Raw genomic sequence first — 24871 nt, 5'->3', positions numbered from 1 at the left:
CAGATCACCACTGAATTCCGGTTTATTTGCGTCAAAGCTCGTTAAGGCTGCGCTGATAGACTCCCGATCCTTTGACGGCGCCGCACGTCGGCGCCATTCAGGAAACGACATGTCCAACTCCTCTTCGCCCGACCGCGCGCTGGCCCTGGCTACCCTGGCCATTCACGGCGGTCAGTCGCCCGACCCCAGCACCGGCGCGGTGATGCCACCGATCTACGCCACCTCGACCTATGCGCAGTCCAGCCCGGGCGAGCACCAGGGCTTCGAGTACTCGCGTACCCACAACCCGACCCGCTTTGCCTATGAGCGGTGCGTGGCGTCGCTGGAATGCGGTACCCGTGGCTTCGCCTTCGCTTCGGGCATGGCGGCCAGCTCGACCGTGATCGAACTGCTGGACGCCGGCAGCCACGTGGTGGCGATGGACGACATCTACGGCGGCAGCTTCCGCCTGTTCGAGCGTGTGCGTCGCCGCACCGCCGGGCTGGACTTCAGCTTCGTCGACCTGACCGACTTGGCCGCGTTCGAGGGAGCCATCACGCCAAAGACGAAGATGGTCTGGATCGAGACCCCGACCAATCCGATGCTGAAGATCGTGGACATCGCTGCGGTGGCCGCCATCGCCAAGCGCCACGGCCTGATCGTGGTGGTCGACAACACCTTCGCCTCGCCGATGCTGCAGCGCCCGCTGGAGCTGGGCGCGGACCTGGTGCTGCACTCGGCCACCAAGTACCTCAATGGCCACTCGGACATGGTCGGTGGCATGGTCGTGGTCGGCGACAACGCCGAACTGGCCGAGCAGATGGCCTTCCTGCAGAACTCGGTGGGGGGCGTGCAGGGCCCGTTCGACAGCTTCCTGGCCCTGCGTGGCCTGAAGACCCTGCCGCTGCGCATGAAGGCGCACTGCGCCAACGCGCTGGCCCTGGCCCAGTGGCTGGAAAAGCATCCGGCGGTGGAAAAGGTGATCTACCCGGGCCTGCCGTCGCACCCGCAGCATGAGCTGGCGACCCGCCAGATGGGCGGCTACGGCGGCATCGTCTCGATCGTCCTCAAGGGCGGTTTCGAGGCGGCCAAGCGCTTCTGCGAGAAGACCGAGCTGTTCACCCTGGCCGAGTCGCTGGGTGGCGTGGAAAGCCTGGTCAACCACCCGGCGGTGATGACGCATGCCTCGATTCCGGTCGCGCGGCGGGAACAGCTGGGCATCAGCGATGCGCTGGTGCGGCTGAGCGTGGGCGTGGAGGATCTGGGGGATCTGCAGGTGGATCTGGAACGGGCGCTGGGTTGACTCGATGAGCACTGTCGACGGACGTGGTCCGCTGCGCGATCTCTGGAATCATCGTGCGCTGTTGGGACGGATGGTCAAGCGAGATGTCCGGGGCCGATACCAGGGATCGATCTTCGGCACGCTGTGGTCATTCGCTACCCCCCTGCTGCTGCTGTGTGCCTACTGGTTTTTCCTCGGTGTCGTGCTGCAGGCGCGTTTTGGCGCAACGCCGCAGGTCGCCTTTCCCGTTGTCCTGTTCTCTGGATTGATCACTCATCTGTTTTTTGCTGAAGTTCTGGGGCGGGCCTCGGGGTTGATCTTTGAACATGCTACTTATGTGAAAAAGGTGGTCTTCCCGCTCACGGTACTGCCGTGGATGACACTGGCAACCGCTTCGTTCCATCTATGCGTGAACCTGTCCATTCTGCTGATCGGCCAGTTCCTCATTGTAGGTAGCATCCCTCCGACCTGGCCGTTGATCTTCCTGGTGATGTTGCCGGCGCTGCCCCTGCTGCTGGGGCTGTCCTGGATGCTCTCCGCATTCGCAGTATTCCTGCGTGATATCCAGCAGGTCGTGCCGTTGATTCTTACCCTGATGATGTTTGCCAGTCCCATTTTCTTCCCCATGGAGATGGTTCCTGAGCAGTATCGACCGTTCCTGGTCCTCAATCCCACGACCGTGATCATCGAGCAGGTGCGTGCGGTTGCCATTCACGGCGAGCTCCCTGATTTCCGGGTGCTGGGCATTTATTCGATCGTGGCTTTGGTGGTGATGAGTCTCGGCTACGGGGCATTTGTGCGCACACGCAAGGGGTTTGCCGATGTGCTCTGACCAATTGATTGTCGATGTCGATCATGTCGACAAGAGCTTCCTGCTGTACGACAAACCTTCGCATCGTCTTTGGCAGATGCTGCTGGGGAGTCGGCGTACCTTCTACCGGGAGCATCGTGTCCTCAAAGACATTGATTTCAAGGTGCCGCGAGGGCAGACGCTTGGCCTGGTAGGTCGCAACGGTGCAGGCAAGTCTACTCTGCTCAGCATACTGTGCGGAACGCTGGCGCCGAGTGCCGGTTTTGCGCGAGTGTATGGCCGGGTGGCGGCGCTACTCGAGCTGGGCGCAGGCTTCAATCCGGAGTTGACGGGTCGCGAGAACATCGACCTCTGTGCACAGATCTATGGCCTCTCCGAGGAGCAGATTCGTGAGCGGCGAGATTCGATCATTGAGTTCGCCGACATTGGTGATTACATTGATCGTCCGGTGAAAACCTACTCAAGCGGCATGTTCACCCGCTTGGGGTTCTCGGTGGTCGCGCACGTCGACGCGGACGTGCTTATCGTGGATGAGGCTCTGGCGGTAGGAGATGCCTTCTTCGTGCAGAAGTGCATGCGCTTCCTCCACGCATTCCGCGACAAGGGCGGTACGTTGGTGTTCGTCAGTCATGATATGGGTGCAGTGACCGCGCTGTGTGACCGGGTCATCTGGTTGAAGGATGGCTGCGTGTTCATGGATGCACCGCCGAAGCAGGTGGCGGCCGCCTATCTGGCAGATCTATACGAGGTAGAGCCTGTAGCAGACCTCCCTGGCCTGGATCAGTTTGTCCTAGACGATTCTGAGGAAAAGGAGGAAGAGGTGGATGGTCGCCTTTCCTGGTTGAATCACACCCAGTTTCGCAATGACATCCGGCTCGGAGCATTCAATGCCTCGCACGACTTCGGGGTGCGGGGCGCCGAGTTCATCAATGGCGGGTTCTATGATCGCCAGGGACGCCGGCTTACCTGGGTAGTCGGCGGGGAGTGGGTCGAGCTCCGGTTGCGCGTGCGTGCCATGGCGCCGATTCGGTCATTGATCGTTGGTTTTGTTGTAAAGGATCGACAGGGGCAGCCTCTATTTGGAGACAACAGCTATCTGACCCATCGTGATGATCCAGTCAGTATCAAGGCAGGCGATGCGGTCGAGTTTTACTTCCGGTTCCGGATGCCGGTGCTGCCCGCTGGGGACTATGCGGTCAGTGCTGCCATCAGCGATGGTGTGCAGGAAGATCACGTCATGCACCAGTGGGTGCATGATGCTTTGATTCTCAGTAGTCGTGCCAGTAGTGTCGCGACGGGACTGATCGGAATTCCAATGCTCGAGATTGGTCATTCGAGGATGGCAACAACAGGGGCGTGCAATGACGCGGGAAAATAACTTTGATGCAATGCGCATTATTGCGGCATTGGTGGTGATCTTCGGGCACGCGCATCCGCTTTCTGCGCAGCCCGATCCGACGCTGCTTGGCAATGCCGTGCAAAGCGTAGCAGTCAAGATCTTCTTTGTTGTGAGTGGTTTCCTGGTCGCAAAGAGCTGGTGGTCCGACCCGCATTTCGGGCGCTTCCTGATCCGACGCGGGCTTCGCCTGTTCCCGGCACTGTTCGTGCTGCTCGCGTTGACCGTCCTTGCGCTGGGGCCGTTGTTCACGACTCTTCCGATTCATGAGTATCTTGTCAACGAGGGCACCATCCGCTACTTCGTCTACAATATTGTCCTCTATCCGGTGTATGCGTTGCCGGGGGTATTCGCGGGCAATACGTATCCCGGGGCGGTCAATGGATCCTTGTGGAGTCTGCCGGTAGAAGTATCGATGTATCTGCTTCTCCCGGTGCTTGCGACCATTGCGGCGATTGCCAGAAGCCGTATCGTGTTTGTCGCGATCTCGCTCATAGGGATCGCGCTGAGCCTCTACTATCTGATGATTGTTCCGGCAGAGAGCCAGATTGTTTGGTGGGGAACGGGTTCCCGCTCAGTGGCGGATGTCGGCCCCTACTTCTTCCTCGGTGCGATTATCGCAGTCACGCCGATGGAGCGCATGCTTAACCCAGGGATTGCACTCTTTCTGGTCGCCATTGCTGCGTTGTTTCAGTTGCCGCACTACTGGATGCAACAGCTGGTGCTGATGGTGGTGCTGCCCTACGTGGTCCTGTCATTCTCTACGATTGCCACGCCCATGATTTCGCGGGCCGGTCGATTCGGTGATCCTTCCTACGGCATCTACCTCTATGGGTTTCCGGTGCAGCAGGCCTTGTTTGCCGTTGGGGGCAATAGCATGGGGCCATTGGAGAACACTGCTTTTGCAGTGCCCATTGTCGTCGCACTGGCGTATTTGTCGTGGCACTCGGTCGAAAAGCGTGCCTTGTCGTTCAAGCCGGGCAAGCGCATCTCTGGCCGAACCGTAAACTCGAAGGAAATCCCCTCATCATGAAAGATTGCATCCTGATTACCGGTGGAGCTGGCTTCATCGGTAGTGCTCTATCTCATCTCCTTCGCGCTGAAGATCAGCGTCCCATCGTTGCCATCGACAATCTACATCCGCAAGTTCATCCTAAGCGGTTGCGCCCGGCGGACCTGCATCGGGACGTTGAGCTTGTGGTGGCCGATGTCTGTGAGCCAGACACCTGGGAGGCCTTCATGGCTCACTGGAGGCCTTCGCTTGTTGTGCATCTCGCTGCAGAGACGGGAACTGGCCAGTCCCTCAGTGAGGCATCCAGGCACACGCATGTGAATGTCACTGGCACGGCACGCATGCTCGATGCGTTCGCCGCGGTGGGTCATGTTCCGGATCGAATCGTGTTGACCAGTAGCCGGGCCGTGTACGGAGAGGGACTTTGGGAAAAGGCGACGGGGGAGCGCTTCCAGCCCGGTCAGCGTTCCAAGCGTATGCTTGATGATGCGCAGTGGGATTTCCCCGGCGCGACGGCAATTCCTTTCCGTGCTGACGTCACGCCGGCGAATCCGACCAGTGTCTATGGCGCCACCAAACTTGCCCAGGAACACATCATCAGTGCTTGGGCGCTCAGCTTCGGCACTGATGTTGCCATCCTGCGATTGCAGAATGTCTACGGTGCCGGACAGTCCCTCCACAACCCCTACACCGGGATCGTCTCACTGTTCTCCCGCCTCGCTAAAGCTAAGCAAAGCATTCCACTGTACGAAGACGGATTGATGCGTCGGGACTTTGTGTATATCAGCGACGTGGCGCGCGCCGTGCTCGCTGCGACGAAGGAGGCCGCAGCGGTCGGCCGGGTTTACGACATCGGATACGGATTGCCCTCGACGATCAAAGACCTTGCTGACGAGGTCGCACGCCATTATGGGGCACCTGCGCCTCATGTCTGCGGCAAGTACCGGAATGGTGACGTTCGCCACGCGGGCTGCGACGTGTCCCGGTCTCTTGAACTTGGTTGGTCGCCAGAGGTCACTATGTCGCAAGGAGTCGCCCATCTCTGCGATTGGATTGATGTTCGTCTCTCGGGGGAGGGCGGATGATGACAAAGGATAATCTGCCACGCCTGGGCCGCCTTAGAGTTCACTCGATCCTTTACGGTAATGAACCTCATCGAATCAGCCAGGCGGTCGCTCATCTGGAACGTGCAGCTCACGTGGCCTTGGAGCAGGGCGTCTTTGACAGTGTCGAGCTGGCCTACGGGGACTGCTCGCCCGGCGATGAGTTGCGCGGTACCGTGCTTGCACAGGCGCGTGAGAACTCTGCGCTGGCCGGGGTCGAGTATCATTTCTTCGATGCCAACCTAGGTTCTGCGCACGGGCACAATCGACTGCTCAACATCGGTAATTCCGAGTTCGTGATCATCATGAACCCTGACATTATGATGGCGCCGAATGCGATCGTTGAGCTTGCCCGAGTTTTTTCTGACGAGAAGGTCGGAATGGCTGAGGCAAAACAGCTGCCAATCGAGCATCCGAAACAGTACGACGTAGCAACCGGCGATACCTCCTGGGCGGCGACTGCCTGTACCCTCATTTCGAGAGAGGTGCTCAGGGTGCTCGAAGGCTTCGATCACCAGACGTTCTTCCTGTACTGCGATGATGTGGACTTCTCGTGGCGAGTTAAGCTTGCAGGCTACCGTGTTCTCTATTGTCCTGCCGCCGCGGCGTTTCATGACAAACGACTTGGTGACGGTGGTGAATGGAATGTTGGTTGGGCGGAGAAATACTACTCGGCCGAAGCTGCCATGCTGCTCGCCTACAAGTACAGCAGGCAGGATCTGGCGGAAGAGATCTATTCTTACTTCAAGAACAGTGGCGATGCTGTCTGGCTGAAGGCTGCTGACGAATACGCCCGGCGAAAGGTCGCCGGCGAGCTTCCTGCACAGCTTGATCCCGCGCACAAGGTTGCTGTTTTCACCAATGGCGCGTATGCCAACCATAGGTTCGGAATGTGATGGAAATCTACGACAACAGTTTTTCAGACCATAACGTCTATGGCCACATCGCCAGTCTTTTCGCCCGCTTCGAGCCAGCCGCGGGAAGCTATTTCCTCGATTTCGGCTGCGGTTTTGGGCGCCTCGCTGAGGTCGTGGAAGAGCGCTTCGGTGTCAAATACGTAGGTTTTGATATCAATGAGCCCGGCTTGGAGTCTCTTCGTGCGCGCGGATTTTCCGCGCACTATGCTGATCTTGGAGATGACGAAGCTGCGTTTGAGTTGGTGCGGCGCGTGCTTCCTGAAGGTGCTGCAATCGCTGCGCTATGCACGATTGACACGCTCGAACATCTTCCTGATCCACTTGCTGCGCTTAGGCTCTACGCTCGCATCGGGCGCGGGCATTCAGTTCCGCTTCTTGTGTCGGTGCCCAACGTCGCGCACACTGACATTGGCGCAAAGCTAACGGTCGGTCGCTTCGATTACACCGAAGCCGGCCTGCTTGACCATACTCACATGCAGTACTTCACCAGCGACCGATTCACCTCGTTGATGAAAGACGGTGGATGGCATGAGGTTCATCGTCACGATGTGTCGCTGATTCGCAGCGACCAGCATTTCCCCGCTCAGTTGCCTGTCCTTGCCCCGAAAGCACCGCTGGCTGAGCTACTTGCCGGAATTCGTCAGCAGGCCGACGGTTATGGGTACGTTAATCAGTTCGTACGTGCTTACCTGCCGGGGCCGGAAACTGGCAAGGTACACGTGCCTTACGTTGCTGCGCGTGAGCGTGAAGATGCTCCGTTCCTATCCGTCGTTATTCGCACTGTGGGGCGACGGATCGAAACCCTGCGCGAGTCATTGCTCTGCTTGACCGCGCAAACGTGCCAAGACTTCGAGATTGTTGTCGTCGGCCATAATCTGGATGTCCAGCGCCAGATCGCGGTGGAGCAGCTGATCGCTGAGCTTCTGGAGAGCGTCCGTCTTCGGACCCGGCTGGTCACAGTAGACGGAGGTGGGCGCTCCGCACCACTGAACGTTGGCTTTTTGTCAGCCGAAGGCCGTTATGTTGTTGCGTTCGATGATGATGACCTTGTGTTCGGTAACTGGGTCGAAACCTTCAAGGGACTGGAAGAGGGCAACTCTGGTCAGCTGCTGAGGGTAACGGCGGCCGCTCAGGATTGGGAGCGCATCAGGCGGGGCGACGCGGTGGCTTCTCGTGCGACCAGTGGGATGCGCATGCTCTATCCAGACAAATTTGAGTTGATTGCCCACCTGGCGGAAAACAGAACTCCTCTGCATTCCATCGCGTTCCCGCGAGTACTATTCTCTAATCTAGGTTATCGATTCGATCCGGAGCTGAGCACGGCAGAGGATTGGGATTTGATCATCCGAGTTGCTCCGTTGTCGGGTGTGGCCTCATCCAAGGTGGTTACAGCGCTGTATCGCCTCTGGAAGAGTGGTGATAATTCCACTTCTGCCCATGATCAGTTCGAATGGCAAAGCAACTATTTCAAGACACTCAAGAAGATCAATGCTGTTCCGCTTCTTCTGCCAGCAGGCTCGGTTGTCAAACTCCGGAAGATGTATCTGACGTTGGAGCGATTGCAGGGGCATGTCGAGGTTGATGTCGACAGTGCAATTGTGGTTGATCCGCAGATTGAAGACGATGCAAGGATCGAGCAACTTCGTCTGCGATATCATGAGTTGATAAATTCACTCTCGTGGCAGATGACCGGACCCCTGAGGCAGATCCGTCGAATCTTGCGGCGGCAGCCTCGATCCCGGAATCCTAGGATTTGGACAATGAATGAGCAGGATTTGGAGTTCCACATCCGTCAGATCCTTAACTCATCTTCCTGGCGCCTGACGAGAGTCCTGCGATCGCTTCGACGTAAGTAGCGGAAAGTTACTGCGCGATAGCCGATGGGCTATCGCGCGCCGTTTTCGCGCGAGGGGCCGAACGTCGATGATGATGATCTCGGAAGTGTAGCGTGCGGCTTCGCAAATAGATTCAATTGGCATCTGAACGCCTCACAATGAACTACGTCTTGTGGGTGGCCGTCCGACGGGAATCGGAAATGGGGTCATCTGCGTATCTCCTCCCCCGATGAAGTCGATTGGGCACAAGCAGGCGCTTAAGGGCCAAGTCGGGCATGCCGCGCTTGTAGTCGCGCCGGGCCCCGCACTCAATCAACGTGACGCCGTCATTCCACGATTGCTTGTCGGGGAGATAAGGAGCGGTAATCCCCCCCGCTTTTAGCAGTCGCCAAAAGTGAAACTATGCTGCCAGTGCAAGTCTCTGCATTGGCGTGATGCCGCCGAGCGCCATGTTCGGCCGCTCATGGTTGTAAGCCCATAGCCAACGAGTGGCGATGTCCTGGCAAGCCAAGCGTAACGCACGGTCCGGTTATAGCGCTCAATGTAGGCGTTCTGCTGAGGATTGCCTGGCTGGATGTAGAGCAGCACGATATCGTGCCGCTCGGCCCATGCTTGCAGGGCTCCGCTGATCTACTCGGGCCCGTTGTCGCAGCTTATGGCGCGGGGCTCTCCGCGTCATTGAATGACCTGTTCCAAGCTGCGGATGACGCGCACCGCAGGCAAGGAGATGTCGACCTCCATCACTAGTCCTTCGCGGTTGAAGTCATCCAATACGTTGAGCATCCGGAAGCTGCGCCCATCAGCCAGCTGATCATGCATGAAATCCATCGACCAGGTCTCGTTGGCCGCCTCAGGCACCGCCAAAGGCGCCGGCACTTCCCGGACGATGCGCTTGCGCGGCTTGATGCGCAGATTCAGCTCCAACTCGCGATAGATCCGATACACGCGCTTGTGGTTCCAAGCGAAGCCCTTCACGTTGCGCAGGTGCAGGAAGGACAGCCCAAAGCCCCAATCGCGGTAGGCGCTGGTCAGCCTGAGCAACCAGTCGGCGATCATCGCGTTCTCCTGGCTGGCCTTGGCCTGATAGCGGTAGCAGGTCTGACTCACCTCGAACGTCCTGCACGCATGAACGATGCTGGTGATGCCTGCCTGGACCGCCTGCCTGGCCATCTCGCGCCGTTGAGATGGCATCTCCATTTTTTGAGAGCGCTTCCTTCAGCAGCTCGGCGCTAAGCTGCGCATCGGCGTACATCTTCTTCAGCCGCCGGTTCTCGTCCTGCAGCTCTTTGAGCTGGGACACCATGGACACATCCATGCCGCCGAACTTGCCGCGCCATTTGTAGAACGTCGCTGAGCTGATGCCATGCTGCCGGCAAAGGTCAGGGACAGGCGTGCCGGCCTCGGCCTGCTTGAGTACGGCGATGATCTGGCTGTCGGTGAATCGTGACTTCTTCATGGGATCTCCTCGGGTTAGGTTACGAGAAAATTCCACTTCTGGCTGCGGCTAATCTGTGGGGGGGGTACCAAGGCACAGCAGTGCCACTATGGCCAAAGGATGAATTCCGCCAATCTGAGCCTCATTGGCTACGATGCTCGGTCCATCGAGCTGCGATCGTGCGCCCGTGCGCGCGTAGCGGCACTTCAATGAATCTGAAGTTGGCTTCGGCCAATAGCAGGGCTGTCCCCAGCGCTGCACATACGTAAACGACATGGCTGACTGGAGACGAATGCGCTCCGACGCCGGCCCACTCGGAAACTGGCTTGGCGAGATAGTAGACGGGCACATGGGTGAGATAAAGGGCGTAGGACCTGCTCCCGATGTAGGCAACAGGTCGTCCGGCACGTCCGCTGATGCCCAGGTAGGAGTTGCCGTAGGAGGCTGCCCATACCAGCACGGCCGCCACTAACATGATGCAGGTCGTATGGAGCTGGATCACATGCGACTTTGCTGCAAGCATGCCGATGGACAGGATGCACAAGGCAAAGAAGGTGAGACCGAGTGGCCTCCACCCGAGGAATTTTGGCTCTATCTTCTTCAGAAGCCCTCTGTCCGCTGCCAGCGCGATCAGGACGCCAGCTGCAAGCGCGTCGGTTCTGACGAACCAGAGAAGTGAAAGGATGGGGCGATACAAGAGTGCCTGGGCTGCAATGATGAGGACCAGGGCAACGGGTAGCCTTTTCCAGCCAAGCGTATAGACCAGTACCGGTAATAACAGATAGCACTGCTCTTCAAGCGACAGGCTCCAGTACACCTGGTTGATTCCGCAGCCTTGACTCTCGCCCGCATAGCAGGACCAGAAATGGACATTGGCGACATAGAGTGTGGCGGAGGCCAGATCCATCAGGTTCTGGCTCACACTTCGCAGGTGTCCATCATTGATGGGGAGTGCGCTCATGAGGACCACCACCAGCAGCCAGAAAATGGCAGACGGCGTCAGACGCCAAAATCGTCGGATCCAGAACGGAATGGCCAGCTTGGAAAATGATGGGATTCGGGGGTGTTCACGAAGCAGGCTGGCGGTAATCACATAACCTGAGATGCAGAAGAAGATGTCAACGCCACCCCAGAAAAAGACGACGTCGGTGATCTTTCTGAAGGCAGGGCTCTGCCAATACAGGAGGATCTCCAAGTGCGCAAATAGGGTCAAGCCCACCGCAGCTGCGCGAAGGATCTCAATGTCGAGGTTGTGGGGTTGGCATTCGCAATGCGACTTCTCTGAATACCTGCACGGTAGTGTTGTCTTTCAGCGGGCGGCCGTGCTCACAGGCCTACGGGTCCGCGGCAATACCTGCGTCCAAGCGGTCGTACCAGTCCGATTCACCTGAGACGTCGCTTTCTATTATGAGCAATGAGGTCCTACGCCAGATATTCCTGGCGTCGCCGCATAGGGGGCTCATTCCCTTCAGGATGCGCCTGCTTCGGGTTGACGCAGGACACCCGGTTTTCGGCGTCCTCCATTTGCAAACTGAATGGCTACAAAAGCTGGAGTCAACATGATGTACGGCGCCATGTGCTTTTCGAATTCGTAGTACCCGTCGCCCAGGACTACAAAAAGCGGAGCAATCAATCCAAAGCAGATAAGGGCGAAGAATGAAGTCGCCGTTCGGCGGACTGCAACAATGACTACCAGCAGAAGGGCGCCAAGCTGAAACGCCCACCCAGACAATCCAACTGCATTGAATCCGCGGTCTGCGATGGTTTTGTCCGAACGTAGATGGCTAAGGGAATAGTCCGACTTCCACGCTGTTGCCACTGTGTTCCGAAGCAGCGCCCATGCCAAAGCGGGTTGGCTGGCCACTCTCATCACGTACATGTGGGGTTTGCCTGCGTCAAATGCATTCTGGATCTGTACCGCACGGGTAGCGGCAGTCGCAGGGGACCATCGCTCGGTCGAAATCTCGGCTCCCGTTGGCCAATAGCTGGTCCCAAGCAGAGGGAGGCTCGGATCAGGTTCGTAGATTGAACTTCGAGCCTGCATGTCCAGCCGATTCTCGCTGAAGTAATGCAGACGCTGCTCGAAGGTCTTGGCAGGCCAGTCGGCAGATCGCTGTAATGCCCATCCGATACCATTGTAGGTTCTGTTGTAATTGTTGACCGCACTCATCTCGCCGAAATGAGCGAGATACGCTTGGTATGAGAATCCGCAAACTGTCAGGAAAAGACAGGTGGCCAGTTTTTGGCGGTAGCGGCCTCCCCGCGGATCCATCCAGAGCACCGTTACTAGCAACACCGGCAGCATCAGTATCATCTGTGCTTTGCATACAAGGATTGCTGCCGAGCTGAGTGTGAAAAGTCGATACTTGCCTTCCTGGGTGAGGGCGATGATCCCTGCTGCAAGCGTTGGGGCGAGCGCGAGAACCATTGCTTCTTCATAAAGTGATCTGAAATAGACTGCGTAAATCCCAGCGAACACAGAAAGCGAGGCCACGGTTACCGTGATCGTTCGACGGAGCTGAGGGCTGGCCAGTCCCATTCGTACTAGGATGAAGGTCCCTGACAGGAAGACGGCAAGAAGCACGCTGGAGACCGTCCACATCGGCATGGATTTGGGGCTGCCGACTCGACTTGCAAGGCCTGTCAGTTGGGCGACACCAGCCATGAGAGAGTCTGGGGAAACCTGCTGCTCATTGCGGTAGGCGTACTCTTCCTTCAAGGGCTCCCATCCTTTGGTGAGGATCGGCATCGACTGGTGGACGCGAAGGAAGTCGCCATTGTTGATCATTCCCTTACCTGGGAATGTCAATCCGAGCGTCATAAGCAGAACAGTTGCCGCGACGAACAGGGCGGCGGGGCGGCCTGATGTTTTCCAGAATCGCATTACTTGAACACCAGTCGTTTATCGAGGTGGTACTTGATGATGTAGCCGGCTATGAGCCCTATCACACCGCCGACATATCTCATTGAATCTGAGTCGAATGCAAGTTCGAATGCGTACTCCGTAGCCCAGAAGACAGCTGTTGTTGCGAGTCCCATGACGCTATACAGCAGGAATGTCTTTGCTTCCTGGTTGGCGCTCTCGCTTGCGTAAAGAAAGATGAACTTCTTATCGAGGACGTACTTGGTGACTAGGCCGACGGCGGTCCCAATCAGCATGGAAATGGCAATTGAGGACGGTCCGGTGTAAACATATATGGCAGCCGCCTGCGCCCCGATATTTACTGCGATCGAGATGGCTGCAAATGCCATGTACAGGATTACAAGACGTTGAACTCTCACAGTCGAATCCTGCGGAATACGAATTCCGGGATGTTAACGATGATCTTCATGATCACGTACCAGAAAGAAGGCAGGTAGGCCATCGAGCGCCGCTTGTCGATGGCAGTGAGAATTCCTGCAGCGACCTGGTCGGGCGTGGCCCACATTGCGCCCTTCTTGAAGCTCGCCGTCATAGGGGTATCAACGAAGCCTGGCTTGATCGTCAGCACATTGATCCCGGCCTTGAACAGCCGCTGGCTTAGCCCGCTGAGATAGGCTGAGACTGCGGCTTTGGCGCTTCCATAGAGATAGTTGCTCGCGCGACCACGGTCTCCCGCCACGGACGAAATGACCGCCAGTGTTGACCCGGGCGTCAGCATGGGCGCCAAGCGATTACTCAGTGCGATCGTGGCGGTGCCATTGATGTGGAACTCTTGAAGCGCGTAGGCAGTATCCGTGTCGCATGTTGCCTGGGCCGGGAGTGTTCCGTGTGCAATGAGAACGATGTCCAGTCCGCCGAGATTCCTGGTGGCGGTTTCAATCATCGCCTCATGCGCGGACAGATCCGCAACGTTGAGCACGCTTATTGTCACCGCATGGGCTCCACGGACGCTGAGATCTGCCGCTAAGTCCATCAGGCGCTCTTCACTGCGGCCAACCAGGTGGAAAGCGGCCGCGCGAGCGGAGAGGCGGCGAGCAACGGCTACGGCAATGGCCGACGTCGCACCAATGATCAGTACTTTCTTCATCTTTACTCCATCACGCGTCGCCAGAAATCAGACGATATTCGAGGGTCGATATGTTCCTGGAAGGCCTGCAACGCTGCTCCATATCCCTGCATGAATAGCGATGGCGCCATGCGTGCATCCTTGGCGGGGTACAGCGTGCCCCCTGCTTCGGCGACGATAAGATCGAGGCGCCGTAACAGTTGGAAAACCGATGGGCCGGTATTGGGAAAGTCCAGGGCAAGTGTTGTACCAGGGCGTGCAAAGGACAGCATCCCGGGCGAGGGGCGATCGCCAAATTCCTTCAACACAGCGAGGAAAGAGCCTTGGCCGCTGTATGAGATTTGCCTAAGCAGGGCGGGGACGGCGTCCTGTGCCGCGCCTGCTGGCAGCACGCACTGGTGCTGCAGGAAGCCGCGCGGACCGTACATCCTGTTCCAGTGACCGATCCCGTCCAAGGGATAGAAATAGCTTTGATAATGCTGTTGGCTGCGTACCTGTCTTGCACTCTGTCGCCAGTAGTACAGCGTATTGAAAGGACGCAACGTCAGGCGGTTGACAAGCGACACCGGTGGCGTCACGGGGAATGTCAGCCTTTGACCATTGCCGGGCACCGGGACGGATGAGTCCCCGGTGGCGTGGTTGCTGCGGATGAAGTGACCTCGTCCTAGGGCTTTCCCTTTGGCCAGACAATCGATCCATGCCACGGTGTACTCATGGCTCGCCGCGGATGTGGCTGATAGCCGGAAAAAATCTGAAAGCGAGTCAAAGCGGATGCTCTCGGTTTCCAGCCATGGGCCAGGAACACGCTTAAGCTGGATTTCGCACCAGGTAATCAGGCCGGTAAGCCCAAGGCCGCCGATCGTAGCCGCCAAACGAGCCGACGGTGCCTCCTTGCTCAGGACCTCTCGCGTGCCGTCAGAGCGCAGCAGTTCCAGCGCGCGAACATGGTGGCCGAAGGTGCCGGCGACATGGTGATTCTTTCCGTGCACGTCATTGCTGATGGCACCCCCAAGCGTCGCCCATCGTGTTCCAGGTGTCACCGGCAGGAACCAGCCCTTTGGCAGGGTCAGGGCAATGACCTGCGCGAGGGTCACTCCAGCTTCGGCGCGTAGGATGCCGCTGACTGGATCGAAGCTAATGAATCGGTCCAGCGGTCGGGTGCACAGCAGCGTGCCAGCCGAGTTCAAGCAACTGTCGCCGTAGCTGCGTCCATTACCCCGTGGCAGCGCCTTGCCCTCAAAGTCGGGCAGAGCGGCGCGCCGGCTGTCAACCATGACCAGCCGCTGGTCCCGGGCTTCGGGGTATCTCCCCCAAGACGCGCCGTCCACTGTTAGATGGCCCCCAGCACGACCAGAACTCCCACGGCTCCTACGATCTGGCTGGCGCGGTCCGTCACGGCGAACACTATTGGATCGTCATGCATATGACCGCGGTGCGCAACCAACCAGACCCTGCTGATCCAGTACAGCAGCACGGGGCAGAGAAGCCAAAGAACTTGGGGGTGGTGGTAGAGCACTAGACTGGCGGGACTATTGATATAGAGTGCGAGGACCATGACTGCGATGTAACCAGCGCTTGTGCCGAGGGACTGGATGAGAGACAGGTCGCTGACGTTATAACCCCGGCCGATGGCGGTCTGCTTCCCGCTGAGCTTGGCCGACTCGAGCTCGGCAAAGCGCTTCAACAGTGCCAGGCTGAGGAAGATGAACATCGAGAACGCAAGCAGCCAGAACGACATTTCCGCGCCGATCGCCACGCTTCCGCCGATGATCCGGACCGTGTACAGCGCCGCGAGCAGAATTACGTCGATCATGACGATTCGCTTGAGCTTCAATGAATAGCTCAACGTCATGGTGTAGTAGCCCGCCAGCACCGCCGCGAACTGCCAACTGCAGGCAAATGCAATTGCCAAGCCGCCGATTGTCAGCAAGGGAGCTGCCAACAAGCCGTGCAGAATGGGTATGCGGCCCGCTGCAAACGGTCGATTCCGCTTGCGTGGGTGCATGCGGTCGGGGGTGAGGTCCAAGAGATCGTTAAGTACGTACACTCCGGAAGCGCAAAGACCGAAGGCAAGGAATGCAATGATGGCTTGCGCGCCGGCCTCTGGATCCAGGATGCGATGGGCCGTGAACAAGGGGACCAGCACCAGGAGATTCTTCATCCACTGGTATATGCGCAGTGCCTTGACCCACGTGCGCAGGCCGGCCGTGGCTGGGGGAAGAACGTCTGTTACTTCAACAACGTCACGAGCACGTCGTGACAGCGCTGCCGGACCATTGACCACCATCGCAGAGGCGGCATGGCGCCAGACATCAAGATCGACGGAGCCATTGCCGAGATAGTCGAAGCCTTTTTCGCCGAAGCGCGCTACGAGTGCCTCGGCCTTGCGATGCCCGGCTAGGTTCTGTCGCCCGTTGCTACACATCACTTCTTCGAACAGGCCCAGATGCTCTGCAATGGGCGCCACCAGCAGTTCGTCGGAAGCGGTGCATAAAACGCGCGGGCGTTGGGAGGTCGTCCGCAGTATCTGCAGCACGCGCTCATCGTAGGGGAGTGATTCGGGAGGAAGCGCCACTCTCTGAGCGAGCTCGCGCTTCAGGGCTGCTTTTCCCTTCAAAAGCCAGAAAGGAATAAGGAGCACGTAGAGAGGATTCTTGGCAAGAAGCGCTAGGAACGACTCGTAAAGCACGTCTGTACGCAGTAGCGTACCGTCCAGGTCGACGCACAGCGCGCGTTTTTCGAGGCTCACGTGATGAGACCTCGACTCGACTGGAACACGTTCAAGTACATTCAGGCCACTCCGCGGGCAATGGTTGGCAAGTATAGCGACTGGAGGTAGCAATGGCCCCGGCGACAGTTGCCGGGGCCAGCTATTGGCAATCGTCCGAAGGTCGGTTACAGCGCCTTTTCCAGCGCCGGCAGGATCGCAAACAGATCTCCCACCAGACCGATATCGGCAATCTCGAAGATCGGCGCATCGCCGTCCTTGTTGATCGCGACAATCGTGCCGGCATCCTTGATGCCGGTCAGGTGCTGGATGGCACCGCTGATACCCACGGCCACGTACAGCTCCGGCGCGATGATCTTGCCGGTCTGGCCGACCTGCAGGTCGCTGGGCACGTAGCCGGCGTCGACCGCGGCACGCGAGGCACCCACGGCGGCACCGAGCTTGTCGGCCAGCTGGAAGATGACCTTGAAGTTCTCTTCCGAACCGACGCCGCGGCCACCGGAGACCACGCGCTTGGCGCTCTGCAGGTCCGGGCGGTCGCTGGCACCGGCGGCCAGGCCGATGAAGCGGGTGTGGCTCGGCAGGGCAGCATCGACGCTGGCCGCTTCAATGGTGGCACTGCCGCCCTGGGCGGCTTCCGGCCACGACGCGGCGCGTACGGTGGCGACCACGATCTGGTCGGCGGGGGCTTCCACGGTGATGATCGCGTTGCCGGCGTAGATCGGGCGCTTGAAGGTGTGGCTGCCTTCGACGGTCATCAGGTCGGAGACCTGGTTGACGCCCAGCAGGGCGGCCACGCAGGGCATCAGGTCCTTGCCGAAGGTGGTGGACGGGCCGAACACGTGGGTGTAGCCCTTGGCCAGCTGCGCGATCTGCGGCGCCAGCACCTGGGCGATGGCCTGCGCGTTGGCAGCGTTGGCCACGGTCAGAACCTTGGCGACGCCAGCGATCTTCGCGGCCTCAGCGGCAACGGCGGCCGGGTCGGCGGCCAGCACCAGCACGTCGATGCTGGCACCGCTGATGGCGGCAGCAGCGCTTACGGTCTTGGCGGTGGCGGCGTTGAGCTTGCCGTCGTGGTGTTCGGCGATGACGAGAATCCTGCTCATTACAGCAACCCCTTCTGCTTGAGTGCGGCCACCAGTTCAGCCGCGTCCTTGACCATCACACCCTTGCTGCGCTTGGACGGCGCGGCATACTGGGTGGTCTTGAAGGTATCGGCGGCTTCAACGCCCAGATCGGCCAGCTGCAGGGTCTCCAGCGGCTTGGCCTTGGCCTTCATGATGTCCGGCAGCTTGATGAAGCGCGGCTCGTTCAGGCGCAGATCGGTGGTGACCACCGCCGGCAGGTCCACTTCCAGCGTTTCCAGGCCGGCGTCGACTTCGCGGGTCACCGTGGCCTTGCCATCAGCAATCTCCAGCTTGCTGGCGAAGGTCGCCTGCGGGCGGCCCCACAGCGTGGCCAGCATCTGGCCAGTCTGGTTGGCGTCGTCGTCAATGGCCTGCTTGCCGAGGATCACCAGATCCGGTTGTTCCTTCTCGATCAGCTTGAGCAGGGTGCGCGACGCGGTCAGCGGCTGGATGGCCTGGTCGGTGACGACATGGATGGCGCGGTTGGCGCCCATGGCCAGGCCGTTGCGCAGGTGCGCCTGGGCGTCGGCCGGGGCGATGGTGGCAACCACGACTTCGCTGGCGATGCCCTTGTCGCGCAGGCGCAAGGCTTCTTCCAGAGCGATTTCATCGAAGGGGTTGGGGGACAGCTTGACGCCGTCGGTGACCACGCCGGAACCGTCCGGCTTGACCTGAATGCGGACGTTGTAGTCCACCACGCGCTTGTACGCGACGAGGATTTTCATCTGGTACGGGATCCTTCAGTAACAGGGAGAACGTCCGGTCCTGGAACAGCAACCGGTTCGGGGGTGGGACCCCGATTCTAGCTGGCTTGGGGTGACCATGCGAATGCGTATGGTTATGTTGCGGCGCGGCAAAAATGCACCTCCGCGAGCTCGTGTTCACGTCACGCAGGCGGTCGTGAAGGCCATCGGGATGTATCCTGTCACGCTGCACTGGGGCGCCCGTGGGCGCTCCTTGGATGAATTTCGATCAGGAGAACAGGTAGTGCCCACATGGCTTGTCACCGGCGGCGCCGGATTCATTGGCGGTAACTTCGTTCTCGAGGCCGTCGCGCGCGGCGTCAAGGTCATCAACCTCGATGTGCTGACCTACGCCGGCAACCTGAAGACCCTGTCCAGCCTGGACGGCAACCCCAACCACCTGTTCGTGCAGGGCGATATCGGCGACCAGGCCCTTGTCGCGAACCTGCTGGCCGAACACCGGCCGGATGCCGTGGTGAACTTCGCCGCCGAAAGCCACGTTGACCGCTCCATCGACGGTCCCGGTGCCTTCATCCAGACCAATGTGGTGGGCACCCTGGGCCTGCTGGAAGCGGTCCGTGACTATTGGAAGGCGCTGCCGGCCGAACAGGGCGCGGCCTTCCGCTTCCTGCACGTGTCCACCGACGAGGTGTACGGCACCCTGGGCGAGACCGGCAAGTTCAGCGAAACCACCCCGTACGCCCCGAATTCGCCGTACTCGGCGTCGAAGGCCGCTTCGGACCACCTGGTCCGTGCCTTCCACCACACCTACGGGCTGCCGGTACTGACCACCAACTGCTCCAACAACTACGGCCCGTACCACTTCCCCGAGAAGCTGATCCCGCTGGTGATCGCTAAGGCGCTGGCCGGCGAGCCGCTGCCGGTGTACGGCGATGGCAAGCAGGTGCGCGACTGGCTGTTCGTGTCCGACCACTGCGAAGCGATCCGCACGGTGCTGGCCAAGGGCCAGGTCGGCGAGACCTACAACGTCGGCGGGAATTCGGAAAAGCAGAACATCGAAGTGGTGCAGGCCATCTGTGCGCTGCTGGACCAGCGCCGCCCGCGTGCGGACGGCCAGCCGCGCAGCAGCCAGATCACCTACGTCACCGACCGCCCCGGCCATGACCGCCGTTACGCGATCGATGCCTCCAAGCTGAAGAATGATCTGGGCTGGGAACCGGCCTACACCTTCGAACAGGGCATCACCTTCACCGTCGACTGGTACCTGGACAACCAGGCATGGGTCAACGGCGTGCTCGACGGCAGCTACCGCCTGCAGCGCATCGGCACCGCGGCCTGAACCAAGGACACGACATGACCCAACGCAAGGGCATCATCCTCGCCGGTGGCTCCGGCACCCGGCTGTATCCGATCACCAAGGGTGTCAGCAAGCAGCTGCTGCCGGTGTACGACAAGCCGATGATCTACTACCCGCTCAGCGTGCTGATGCTGGCGGGCATCCGTGAAGTGCTGATCATCAATACCCCGCACGAACAGGCGTTGTTCCAGCAGTTGCTGGGCGACGGTTCGCAATGGGGCATGGAGATCCAGTACGCGGTGCAGCCGAGTCCCGATGGCCTGGCCCAGGCCTACCTGATCGGCCGCGACTTCGTTGCCGGCAAGCCGAGCTGCCTGGTGCTGGGCGACAACATCTTCCACGGCCACGGCCTGCGCGAGGTGCTCAAGCGTGCAGACGAACGCGTGGATGGCTCGACCGTGTTCGGCTACTGGGTCAATGATCCGGAACGTTACGGTGTGGCCGAGTTCGACACCAGCGGCAAGGTCATCGACCTGGTGGAGAAGCCGGAGAACCCGCGCTCCAACTACGCCGTGACCGGCCTGTACTTCTACGACGGCAACGCCAGTGCGCATGCTGCCGAACTGCAGCCGTCGCCGCGTGGTGAGCTGGAGATCACCGATCTCAACAAGCGCTACCTGGAAGAAGGCAATCTTCACCTGGAAGCGCTCGGCCGTGGCTACGCCTGGCTCGATACCGGCACCCACCAGTCGCTGCTGGAGGCATCCAACTTCATCGAGACCATCCAGACCCGCCAGGGCCTGCAGGTCTGCTGCCCGGAAGAAATCGCATTCGGCCAAGGCTGGATCACCGCCGAGCAGCTGGAAGCATTGGCTGCACCGCTGATCAAGAATGGCTACGGCCAGTACCTGCACACGCTCGCCCTGCGAGGAGTTGTTCCGTGAAAGTGATTGAAACCAAGTTGCCCGGTTGCGTGGTGATCGAACCGGCCGTGTTCGGCGATGCCCGTGGCTATTTCTTCGAGACCTGGAACGCCGAGCGCTTTGCTGCACTGGGCCTGCCGGATCGCTTCGTGCAGAGCAACGTGTCCACCTCGGCACAGGGCGTGCTGCGTGGCCTGCATTACCAGTGGCCGCGCCCGCAGGGCAAGCTGGTGAGCGTGCTGGAAGGCGAGGTCTACGACGTGGCCGTCGACATCCGCCGCGGCTCGCCGACTTTCGGTCAATGGGAAGCGGTGGTGCTGAGTGCGGAAAACAAGAAGCAGTTCTGGATTCCGGAGGGTTTCGCGCATGGCTTTGCCGTGCTCTCCGAGCGCGCGGTGTTCAGTTATCTGTGCACCGAGGTCTACCTGAAGGACTTCGACGCCGGTGTGCGCTGGAATGATGCCGACATCGCGGTCGATTGGCCGGTCAGTGCACCGACGCTGTCGGCCAAGGATGAGAGCGCGCCGTTCCTGAAGGACATCGCCGAAGATCGCCTGCCGGTCTACGTGCCATGACTGTTCTGGTGTTCGGCGGCAACGGCCAGGTCGGCCAGGAGCTGCTGCGCGCGCTGGTGCCACTCGGTGAGGTGATTGCCACCACCCGCAGCGGGCAGCTGCCCGACGGCAGTGCCTGCGAGGTGGCGGATTTCGGCCAGCCCGACAGCCTGCCGGCGCTGCTGGATCGCCTGCAGCCATCGGTGGTGGTCAACGCGGCCGCCTACACGGCGGTGGACCGTGCCGAGCAGGAGGTCGATGCGGCCTTCGCCGCCAACGCGCAGGCGCCGGGCGTGATCGCGCGCTGGTGCGCGGCCCATGGCGTGCCCTTGGTGCATTACTCCACCGACTATGTGTTCGACGGCCAGGGCCGTGCGCCCTACCGCGAGGATGAGCCAACCGCGCCGCTGGGCGTCTATGGCACCAGCAAGCGGGATGGCGAAGACGCCGTGCGCGCCGCCGGTGGCCGCCACCTGATATTGCGCACGGCGTGGGTGTATGCCTCACATGGCGCCAATTTCCTGCGCACGATGCTGCGAGTGGGCGCCGAGCGCGATCAGCTGCGGGTGGTCGCCGACCAGATCGGCACGCCCACTCCGGCGGCGCTGATCGCCGATGTCACCGCGCAGGCGCTGCAGCACCCGGGCCACTTGTCGGGAACCTGGCATCTGACGGCCAGTGGCCAGACCAGCTGGCATGGGTTTGCCGAGGCGATCTTCGCCGAAGCGCTGGCTATCGGTGTGCTGGCGAAGGTGCCGGCCGTCGAGGCGATTCCCAGTTCCGAGTATCCGACGCCGGCCAAGCGCCCGGCCTGGTCGGTGCTGGACAACCGCAAGCTGCAGCAGGATTTCGGCATCGTGCTGCCAGCGTGGCAGGACGGGTTGAAGCGGGTGATGGCTGAAATTGCCTGACCGGGTAGGCGACCACCGTTGGTGGTCGCGTGCATCCACAGTGTGCCGACCAACGGTCGGCACCCACCCCGACCAACGGTCGGCACTCGCTGCAGGGCGTCGGCTCAACTGCGCCCGTACGTGTCCTCGAACCGCACGATGTCATCCTCGCCCAGGTAGCTGCCCGACTGTACTTCGATCAGTTCCAGCGGCAGTTTTCCGGGGTTGCGCAGGCGATGCGTCACGCCCAGCGGGATGTAGGTGCTCTGGTTCTCGCTGAGCAGGATCACTTCGTCGCCGCGGGTCACTTCAGCGGTGCCGCTGACCACGATCCAGTGCTCGGCGCGATGGTGATGCATCTGCAGGCTGAGCGTGCCGCCGGGCTTGACCGTGATGCGCTTGACCTGGAAACGCTCGCCGTTATCGATTGAATCGTAGGCGCCCCACGGGCGGTAGACCTTGCGATGCCAGGTGGCCTCGCTGCGGCCTTCGGCTTTCAGCTGCGCCACCACGGTCTTGACCTCCTGCATGCGATCGGCCTTGCCGACCAGCACTGCATCGTCCGTCTCGACCACGATCACATCGTCCAGGCCGACCAGTGCTACCAGACGCTGTGCATAGGCATAGGTGTTGCGGCAGTCGATGGCGATCACATCACCCTGATGCGCATTGCCATCACCGTCCTGCTGCGAGACATCGCGCAGGGCTGTCCACGAGCCGACATCGTTCCAGCCGGCGTCCAGCGGAATCACCACGGCGTCTGCGGTTTTTTCCATCACCGCGTAGTCGATGGAGTCGGAAGGAACCGCAGCGAAGGCGTCCTTGTCCAGACGGGTGAAATCCGAATCGCGACGGGCCTGCTGCCAGGCCTGGCGGCTGCCGGCCAGCATGTCGGGCTGGAAGTGCTTCAGTTCCTGCAGGTAGCGCGAGGCCTTGAACAGGAACATGCCGCTGTTCCAGTAATACTGGCCGCTGCTGACGTAACCGGTGGCGGTCTCAAGGTCGGGCTTTTCGACAAAGCGCTCGACCGCACGCAGGCCCTGGCCATCGGCGGCCTTGATATAGCCGTAGCCGGTTTCCGGACCGCTCGGCACGATGCCGAAGGTCACCAGCTTGCCGGCCTCGGCAGCGCTGGCTGCAGCCTGCACGACTGCGCGGAATGCGGCCTCATCGGTGATCACATGGTCCGAGGGCAGCACCAGCAGCAGCGCATCGGCGCCGTCGCGGGTGGCCTCCAGGGCTGCGACCGCGATCGCCGGCGCCGTATTGCGGCCCACCGGCTCCAGGATGATGGCAGCCGGCTCGGCGCCGACCTGCTGCAGCTGCTCGGCAGCGACGAAGCGGTGCTCCTCGTTGGCGATCACCAGCGGGCCATGCGCGGCGATGGGAGCGACGCGCTGCCAGGTGGCCTGCAGCATCGTCAGCTCGCTGGCCAACGGCAGGAACTGCTTCGGATACGCCTCGCGCGACAGTGGCCAAAGGCGAGTGCCGGAACCACCGGACAGGATGACGGGCTGGATGTTGCTCATGATCTTCCTTGATTACTGCAGGATGAGGCGGGAGATTTCGTCGGTGCGGGCCTGCATCAGCGCTGCGTCGCCGCGGGCTTCTACGTTCAGGCGCAGTAGCGGCTCGGTGTTGGAGCTGCGCAGGTTGAAGCGCCAGTCGCCGAAGTCGGCACTGATGCCGTCGGTGTGGTCCAGTACCGGCGCTTGTGCCGCGAAGTGCGCCATGACGCGGGCCACAGCAGCCTTGGCATCGGCCACCTTGAAGTTGATCTCGCCACTGCACGGATAGGCCGCCATGCGGTCTTCGACCCAGTCGGCCAGCGAGCGGCCGCTTTCGGAAATCAGCTGGGCGATCAGCAGCCACGGGATCATGCCGGAGTCGGCATAGGCGAATTCGCGGAAGTAGTGGTGGGCGCTCATCTCACCGCCGTACACCGCATCCTCGGCGCGCATCTTTTCCTTGATGAAGGCATGGCCGCTCTTGCACAGCACCGGTACGCCGCCCGCCTGCTCCACCATCTCCACGGTGTTCCAGACCAGGCGCGGGTCATGCACGACCTTGCCGCCGGGATTGCGCGCGAGGATGGCCTTGGCCAGCAGGCCGACCAGGTAATAGCCCTCGATGAAGCGGCCGGTGTGATCGAAGAAGAAGCAGCGATCAAAGTCGCCGTCCCAGGCGATGCCGAAGTCAGCACCGTGCTCGCGCACGGCGTCGGCAGTGGCGGCACGGTTTTCCGGCAGCAGCGGGTTGGGAATGCCGTTGGGGAAGTTGCCGTCGGGTTCGTGGCAGATGCGGATGAACTCGAACGGCAGGTGCGGTGCCAGCAGGTCGACGATGGCGCCCGCGCCGCCGTTGCCGGCATTCACCACCAGCTTCAGCGGCGTGAGCTTGCTGGCATCGACATAGCTGAGCAGGTGCTGGATGTAGGCGCTCTTGTCATGCTGGGCGGTCTGCCCGGCGCGCGGCGGCTGGGCCTCGGACATATCGACGGCGACCGCGTCGGAAATCGCGAACAGGCCGGTATCGGAGCTGATCGGACGGGCATTCTCCTTGACCAGCTTCATCCCGTTGTAGTCCATCGGGTTGTGGCTGGCGGTCACCATCACGCCGCCGGCCGCACCGAGGTGATCGGTCTGGAAGTAGACCTCTTCGGTGCCGCACAGGCCGATGTCGATCACCTCGCGGCCGGTACCACGCAGGCCTGCGGCCAGCGCATCCTGCAGCGCCGGGCTGGTCAGGCGCACATCGTGGCCGAGGACCACCGGACCGGGAGCGAGCTGTGCGGCCAGGGCGACGCCGATGCGGCGGGCCAGGTCTTCGTTCAGTTCTTCCGGCACACGGCCGCGGATATCGTAGGCCTTGAAGGCGGGCAGGGGCATC

Annotated in this window: 21 protein-coding genes and 1 pseudogene; 11 read left to right on the top strand and 11 right to left on the bottom strand. The window is 60.6% G+C overall.

The window, feature by feature from the left end:
- Nucleotides 1-109 precede the first annotated feature (109 nt).
- From AC5P6E_RS11090 to AC5P6E_RS11060, 7 genes are read left to right on the top strand one after another with little or no spacing between them, the layout of a single operon-like run.
- Complete coding sequence (locus AC5P6E_RS11090) at nucleotides 110-1282, top strand: cystathionine gamma-synthase (RefSeq protein ID WP_495230958.1); 1173 nt, start codon at nucleotides 110-112, stop codon at nucleotides 1280-1282.
- Nucleotides 1283-1286: 4 nt separating this feature from the next.
- Nucleotides 1287-2093: an ABC transporter permease gene (locus AC5P6E_RS11085; protein ID WP_100447601.1), complete on the top strand. Its 807-nt coding sequence runs from the start codon at nucleotides 1287-1289 to the stop codon at nucleotides 2091-2093.
- On the top strand, nucleotides 2083-3450 hold the full coding sequence (locus tag AC5P6E_RS11080; RefSeq protein WP_100447603.1) for an ABC transporter ATP-binding protein: 1368 nt from the start codon (nucleotides 2083-2085) through the stop codon (nucleotides 3448-3450). The genes AC5P6E_RS11085 and AC5P6E_RS11080 overlap by 11 nt, the downstream gene beginning before the upstream one ends.
- Complete coding sequence (locus AC5P6E_RS11075; RefSeq protein ID WP_071306571.1) at nucleotides 3434-4501, top strand: acyltransferase family protein; 1068 nt, start codon at nucleotides 3434-3436, stop codon at nucleotides 4499-4501. Before AC5P6E_RS11080 ends, AC5P6E_RS11075 begins: the two co-directional genes overlap by 17 nt.
- Nucleotides 4498-5565, top strand: coding sequence for an NAD-dependent epimerase/dehydratase family protein (locus tag AC5P6E_RS11070; RefSeq protein ID WP_100447605.1), 1068 nt, complete (start codon nucleotides 4498-4500; stop codon nucleotides 5563-5565). The genes AC5P6E_RS11075 and AC5P6E_RS11070 overlap by 4 nt, the downstream gene beginning before the upstream one ends.
- Entirely contained in the window at nucleotides 5565-6479 is a 915-nt protein-coding gene (locus AC5P6E_RS11065) for a glycosyltransferase family 2 protein (RefSeq protein WP_071306598.1), read from the top strand. The genes AC5P6E_RS11070 and AC5P6E_RS11065 overlap by 1 nt, the downstream gene beginning before the upstream one ends.
- A complete protein-coding gene (locus AC5P6E_RS11060) occupies nucleotides 6479-8356 on the top strand; it encodes a methyltransferase domain-containing protein (RefSeq protein WP_100447609.1) in 1878 nt (625 codons plus the stop codon). Before AC5P6E_RS11065 ends, AC5P6E_RS11060 begins: the two co-directional genes overlap by 1 nt.
- Nucleotides 8357-8735: 379 nt before the next feature.
- Here the strand turns inward: AC5P6E_RS11060 and AC5P6E_RS11055 are convergent.
- The 9 genes and pseudogenes from AC5P6E_RS11055 to AC5P6E_RS11015 form a co-directional block, all read right to left on the bottom strand.
- A pseudogene (locus tag AC5P6E_RS11055) lies at nucleotides 8736-9791 on the bottom strand (IS3 family transposase).
- Between the two features lie 121 nt (nucleotides 9792-9912).
- Nucleotides 9913-11007, bottom strand: coding sequence for an acyltransferase family protein (locus tag AC5P6E_RS11050; protein WP_495230986.1), 1095 nt, complete (start codon nucleotides 11005-11007; stop codon nucleotides 9913-9915).
- Between the two features lie 231 nt (nucleotides 11008-11238).
- Nucleotides 11239-12654 carry a YfdI family membrane protein gene (locus AC5P6E_RS11045; protein WP_125438140.1) on the bottom strand — a complete coding sequence of 472 codons (1416 nt, stop codon included), beginning with the start codon at nucleotides 12652-12654 and terminating at the stop codon, nucleotides 11239-11241.
- Nucleotides 12654-13052 (bottom strand): GtrA family protein, encoded by a 399-nt coding sequence (locus AC5P6E_RS11040; RefSeq protein ID WP_197597784.1) that lies wholly within the window; start codon nucleotides 13050-13052, stop codon nucleotides 12654-12656. The genes AC5P6E_RS11045 and AC5P6E_RS11040 overlap by 1 nt, the downstream gene beginning before the upstream one ends.
- Complete coding sequence (locus tag AC5P6E_RS11035) at nucleotides 13049-13780, bottom strand: SDR family oxidoreductase (RefSeq protein ID WP_071306578.1); 732 nt, start codon at nucleotides 13778-13780, stop codon at nucleotides 13049-13051. Before AC5P6E_RS11035 ends, AC5P6E_RS11040 begins: the two co-directional genes overlap by 4 nt.
- A gap of 2 nt (nucleotides 13781-13782) precedes the next feature.
- Nucleotides 13783-15033 (bottom strand): FAD-binding oxidoreductase, encoded by a 1251-nt coding sequence (locus AC5P6E_RS11030; protein WP_071306600.1) that lies wholly within the window; start codon nucleotides 15031-15033, stop codon nucleotides 13783-13785.
- 56 nt (nucleotides 15034-15089) lie between these two features.
- A complete protein-coding gene (locus tag AC5P6E_RS11025; RefSeq protein WP_100053265.1) occupies nucleotides 15090-16508 on the bottom strand; it encodes a UbiA family prenyltransferase in 1419 nt (472 codons plus the stop codon).
- Between the two features lie 146 nt (nucleotides 16509-16654).
- A complete protein-coding gene (locus tag AC5P6E_RS11020) occupies nucleotides 16655-17593 on the bottom strand; it encodes an electron transfer flavoprotein subunit alpha/FixB family protein (RefSeq protein WP_495230957.1) in 939 nt (312 codons plus the stop codon).
- A complete protein-coding gene (locus AC5P6E_RS11015) occupies nucleotides 17593-18339 on the bottom strand; it encodes an electron transfer flavoprotein subunit beta/FixA family protein (protein WP_012509979.1) in 747 nt (248 codons plus the stop codon). Before AC5P6E_RS11015 ends, AC5P6E_RS11020 begins: the two co-directional genes overlap by 1 nt.
- A gap of 262 nt (nucleotides 18340-18601) precedes the next feature.
- Here AC5P6E_RS11015 and rfbB point away from each other — a divergent pair, with 262 nt between their 5' ends.
- Genes rfbB through rfbD form a run of 4 tightly spaced genes read left to right on the top strand, consistent with a single transcriptional unit; the run spans nucleotide 18602 to nucleotide 22003 of the window.
- A complete protein-coding gene (rfbB, locus tag AC5P6E_RS11010) occupies nucleotides 18602-19657 on the top strand; it encodes a dTDP-glucose 4,6-dehydratase (protein WP_100447616.1) in 1056 nt (351 codons plus the stop codon).
- Nucleotides 19658-19671: 14 nt separating this feature from the next.
- Nucleotides 19672-20559, top strand: coding sequence for a glucose-1-phosphate thymidylyltransferase RfbA (gene rfbA, locus AC5P6E_RS11005; protein WP_100447618.1), 888 nt, complete (start codon nucleotides 19672-19674; stop codon nucleotides 20557-20559).
- A complete protein-coding gene (gene rfbC, locus AC5P6E_RS11000; RefSeq protein ID WP_049434959.1) occupies nucleotides 20556-21113 on the top strand; it encodes a dTDP-4-dehydrorhamnose 3,5-epimerase in 558 nt (185 codons plus the stop codon). The genes rfbA and rfbC overlap by 4 nt, the downstream gene beginning before the upstream one ends.
- Complete coding sequence (rfbD, locus tag AC5P6E_RS10995; RefSeq protein WP_100447620.1) at nucleotides 21110-22003, top strand: dTDP-4-dehydrorhamnose reductase; 894 nt, start codon at nucleotides 21110-21112, stop codon at nucleotides 22001-22003. Before rfbC ends, rfbD begins: the two co-directional genes overlap by 4 nt.
- Before the next feature lie 104 nt (nucleotides 22004-22107).
- Here the strand turns inward: rfbD and AC5P6E_RS10990 are convergent, their stop codons facing one another.
- Together AC5P6E_RS10990 and AC5P6E_RS10985 are read right to left on the bottom strand one after the other, a co-directional pair.
- On the bottom strand, nucleotides 22108-23511 hold the full coding sequence (locus AC5P6E_RS10990; RefSeq protein ID WP_495230956.1) for a mannose-1-phosphate guanylyltransferase/mannose-6-phosphate isomerase: 1404 nt from the start codon (nucleotides 23509-23511) through the stop codon (nucleotides 22108-22110).
- Nucleotides 23512-23523: 12 nt separating this feature from the next.
- Complete coding sequence (locus AC5P6E_RS10985) at nucleotides 23524-24870, bottom strand: phosphohexomutase domain-containing protein (protein ID WP_495230955.1); 1347 nt, start codon at nucleotides 24868-24870, stop codon at nucleotides 23524-23526.
- Nucleotide 24871 lies beyond the last annotated feature (1 nt).

The sequence above is a fragment of the Stenotrophomonas sp. YJH_SMC_16 genome (genome assembly GCF_059367875.1).
Note: the sequence above shows the minus strand (reverse complement) of the source record. Positions and strands in the feature narration are given on the sequence as shown.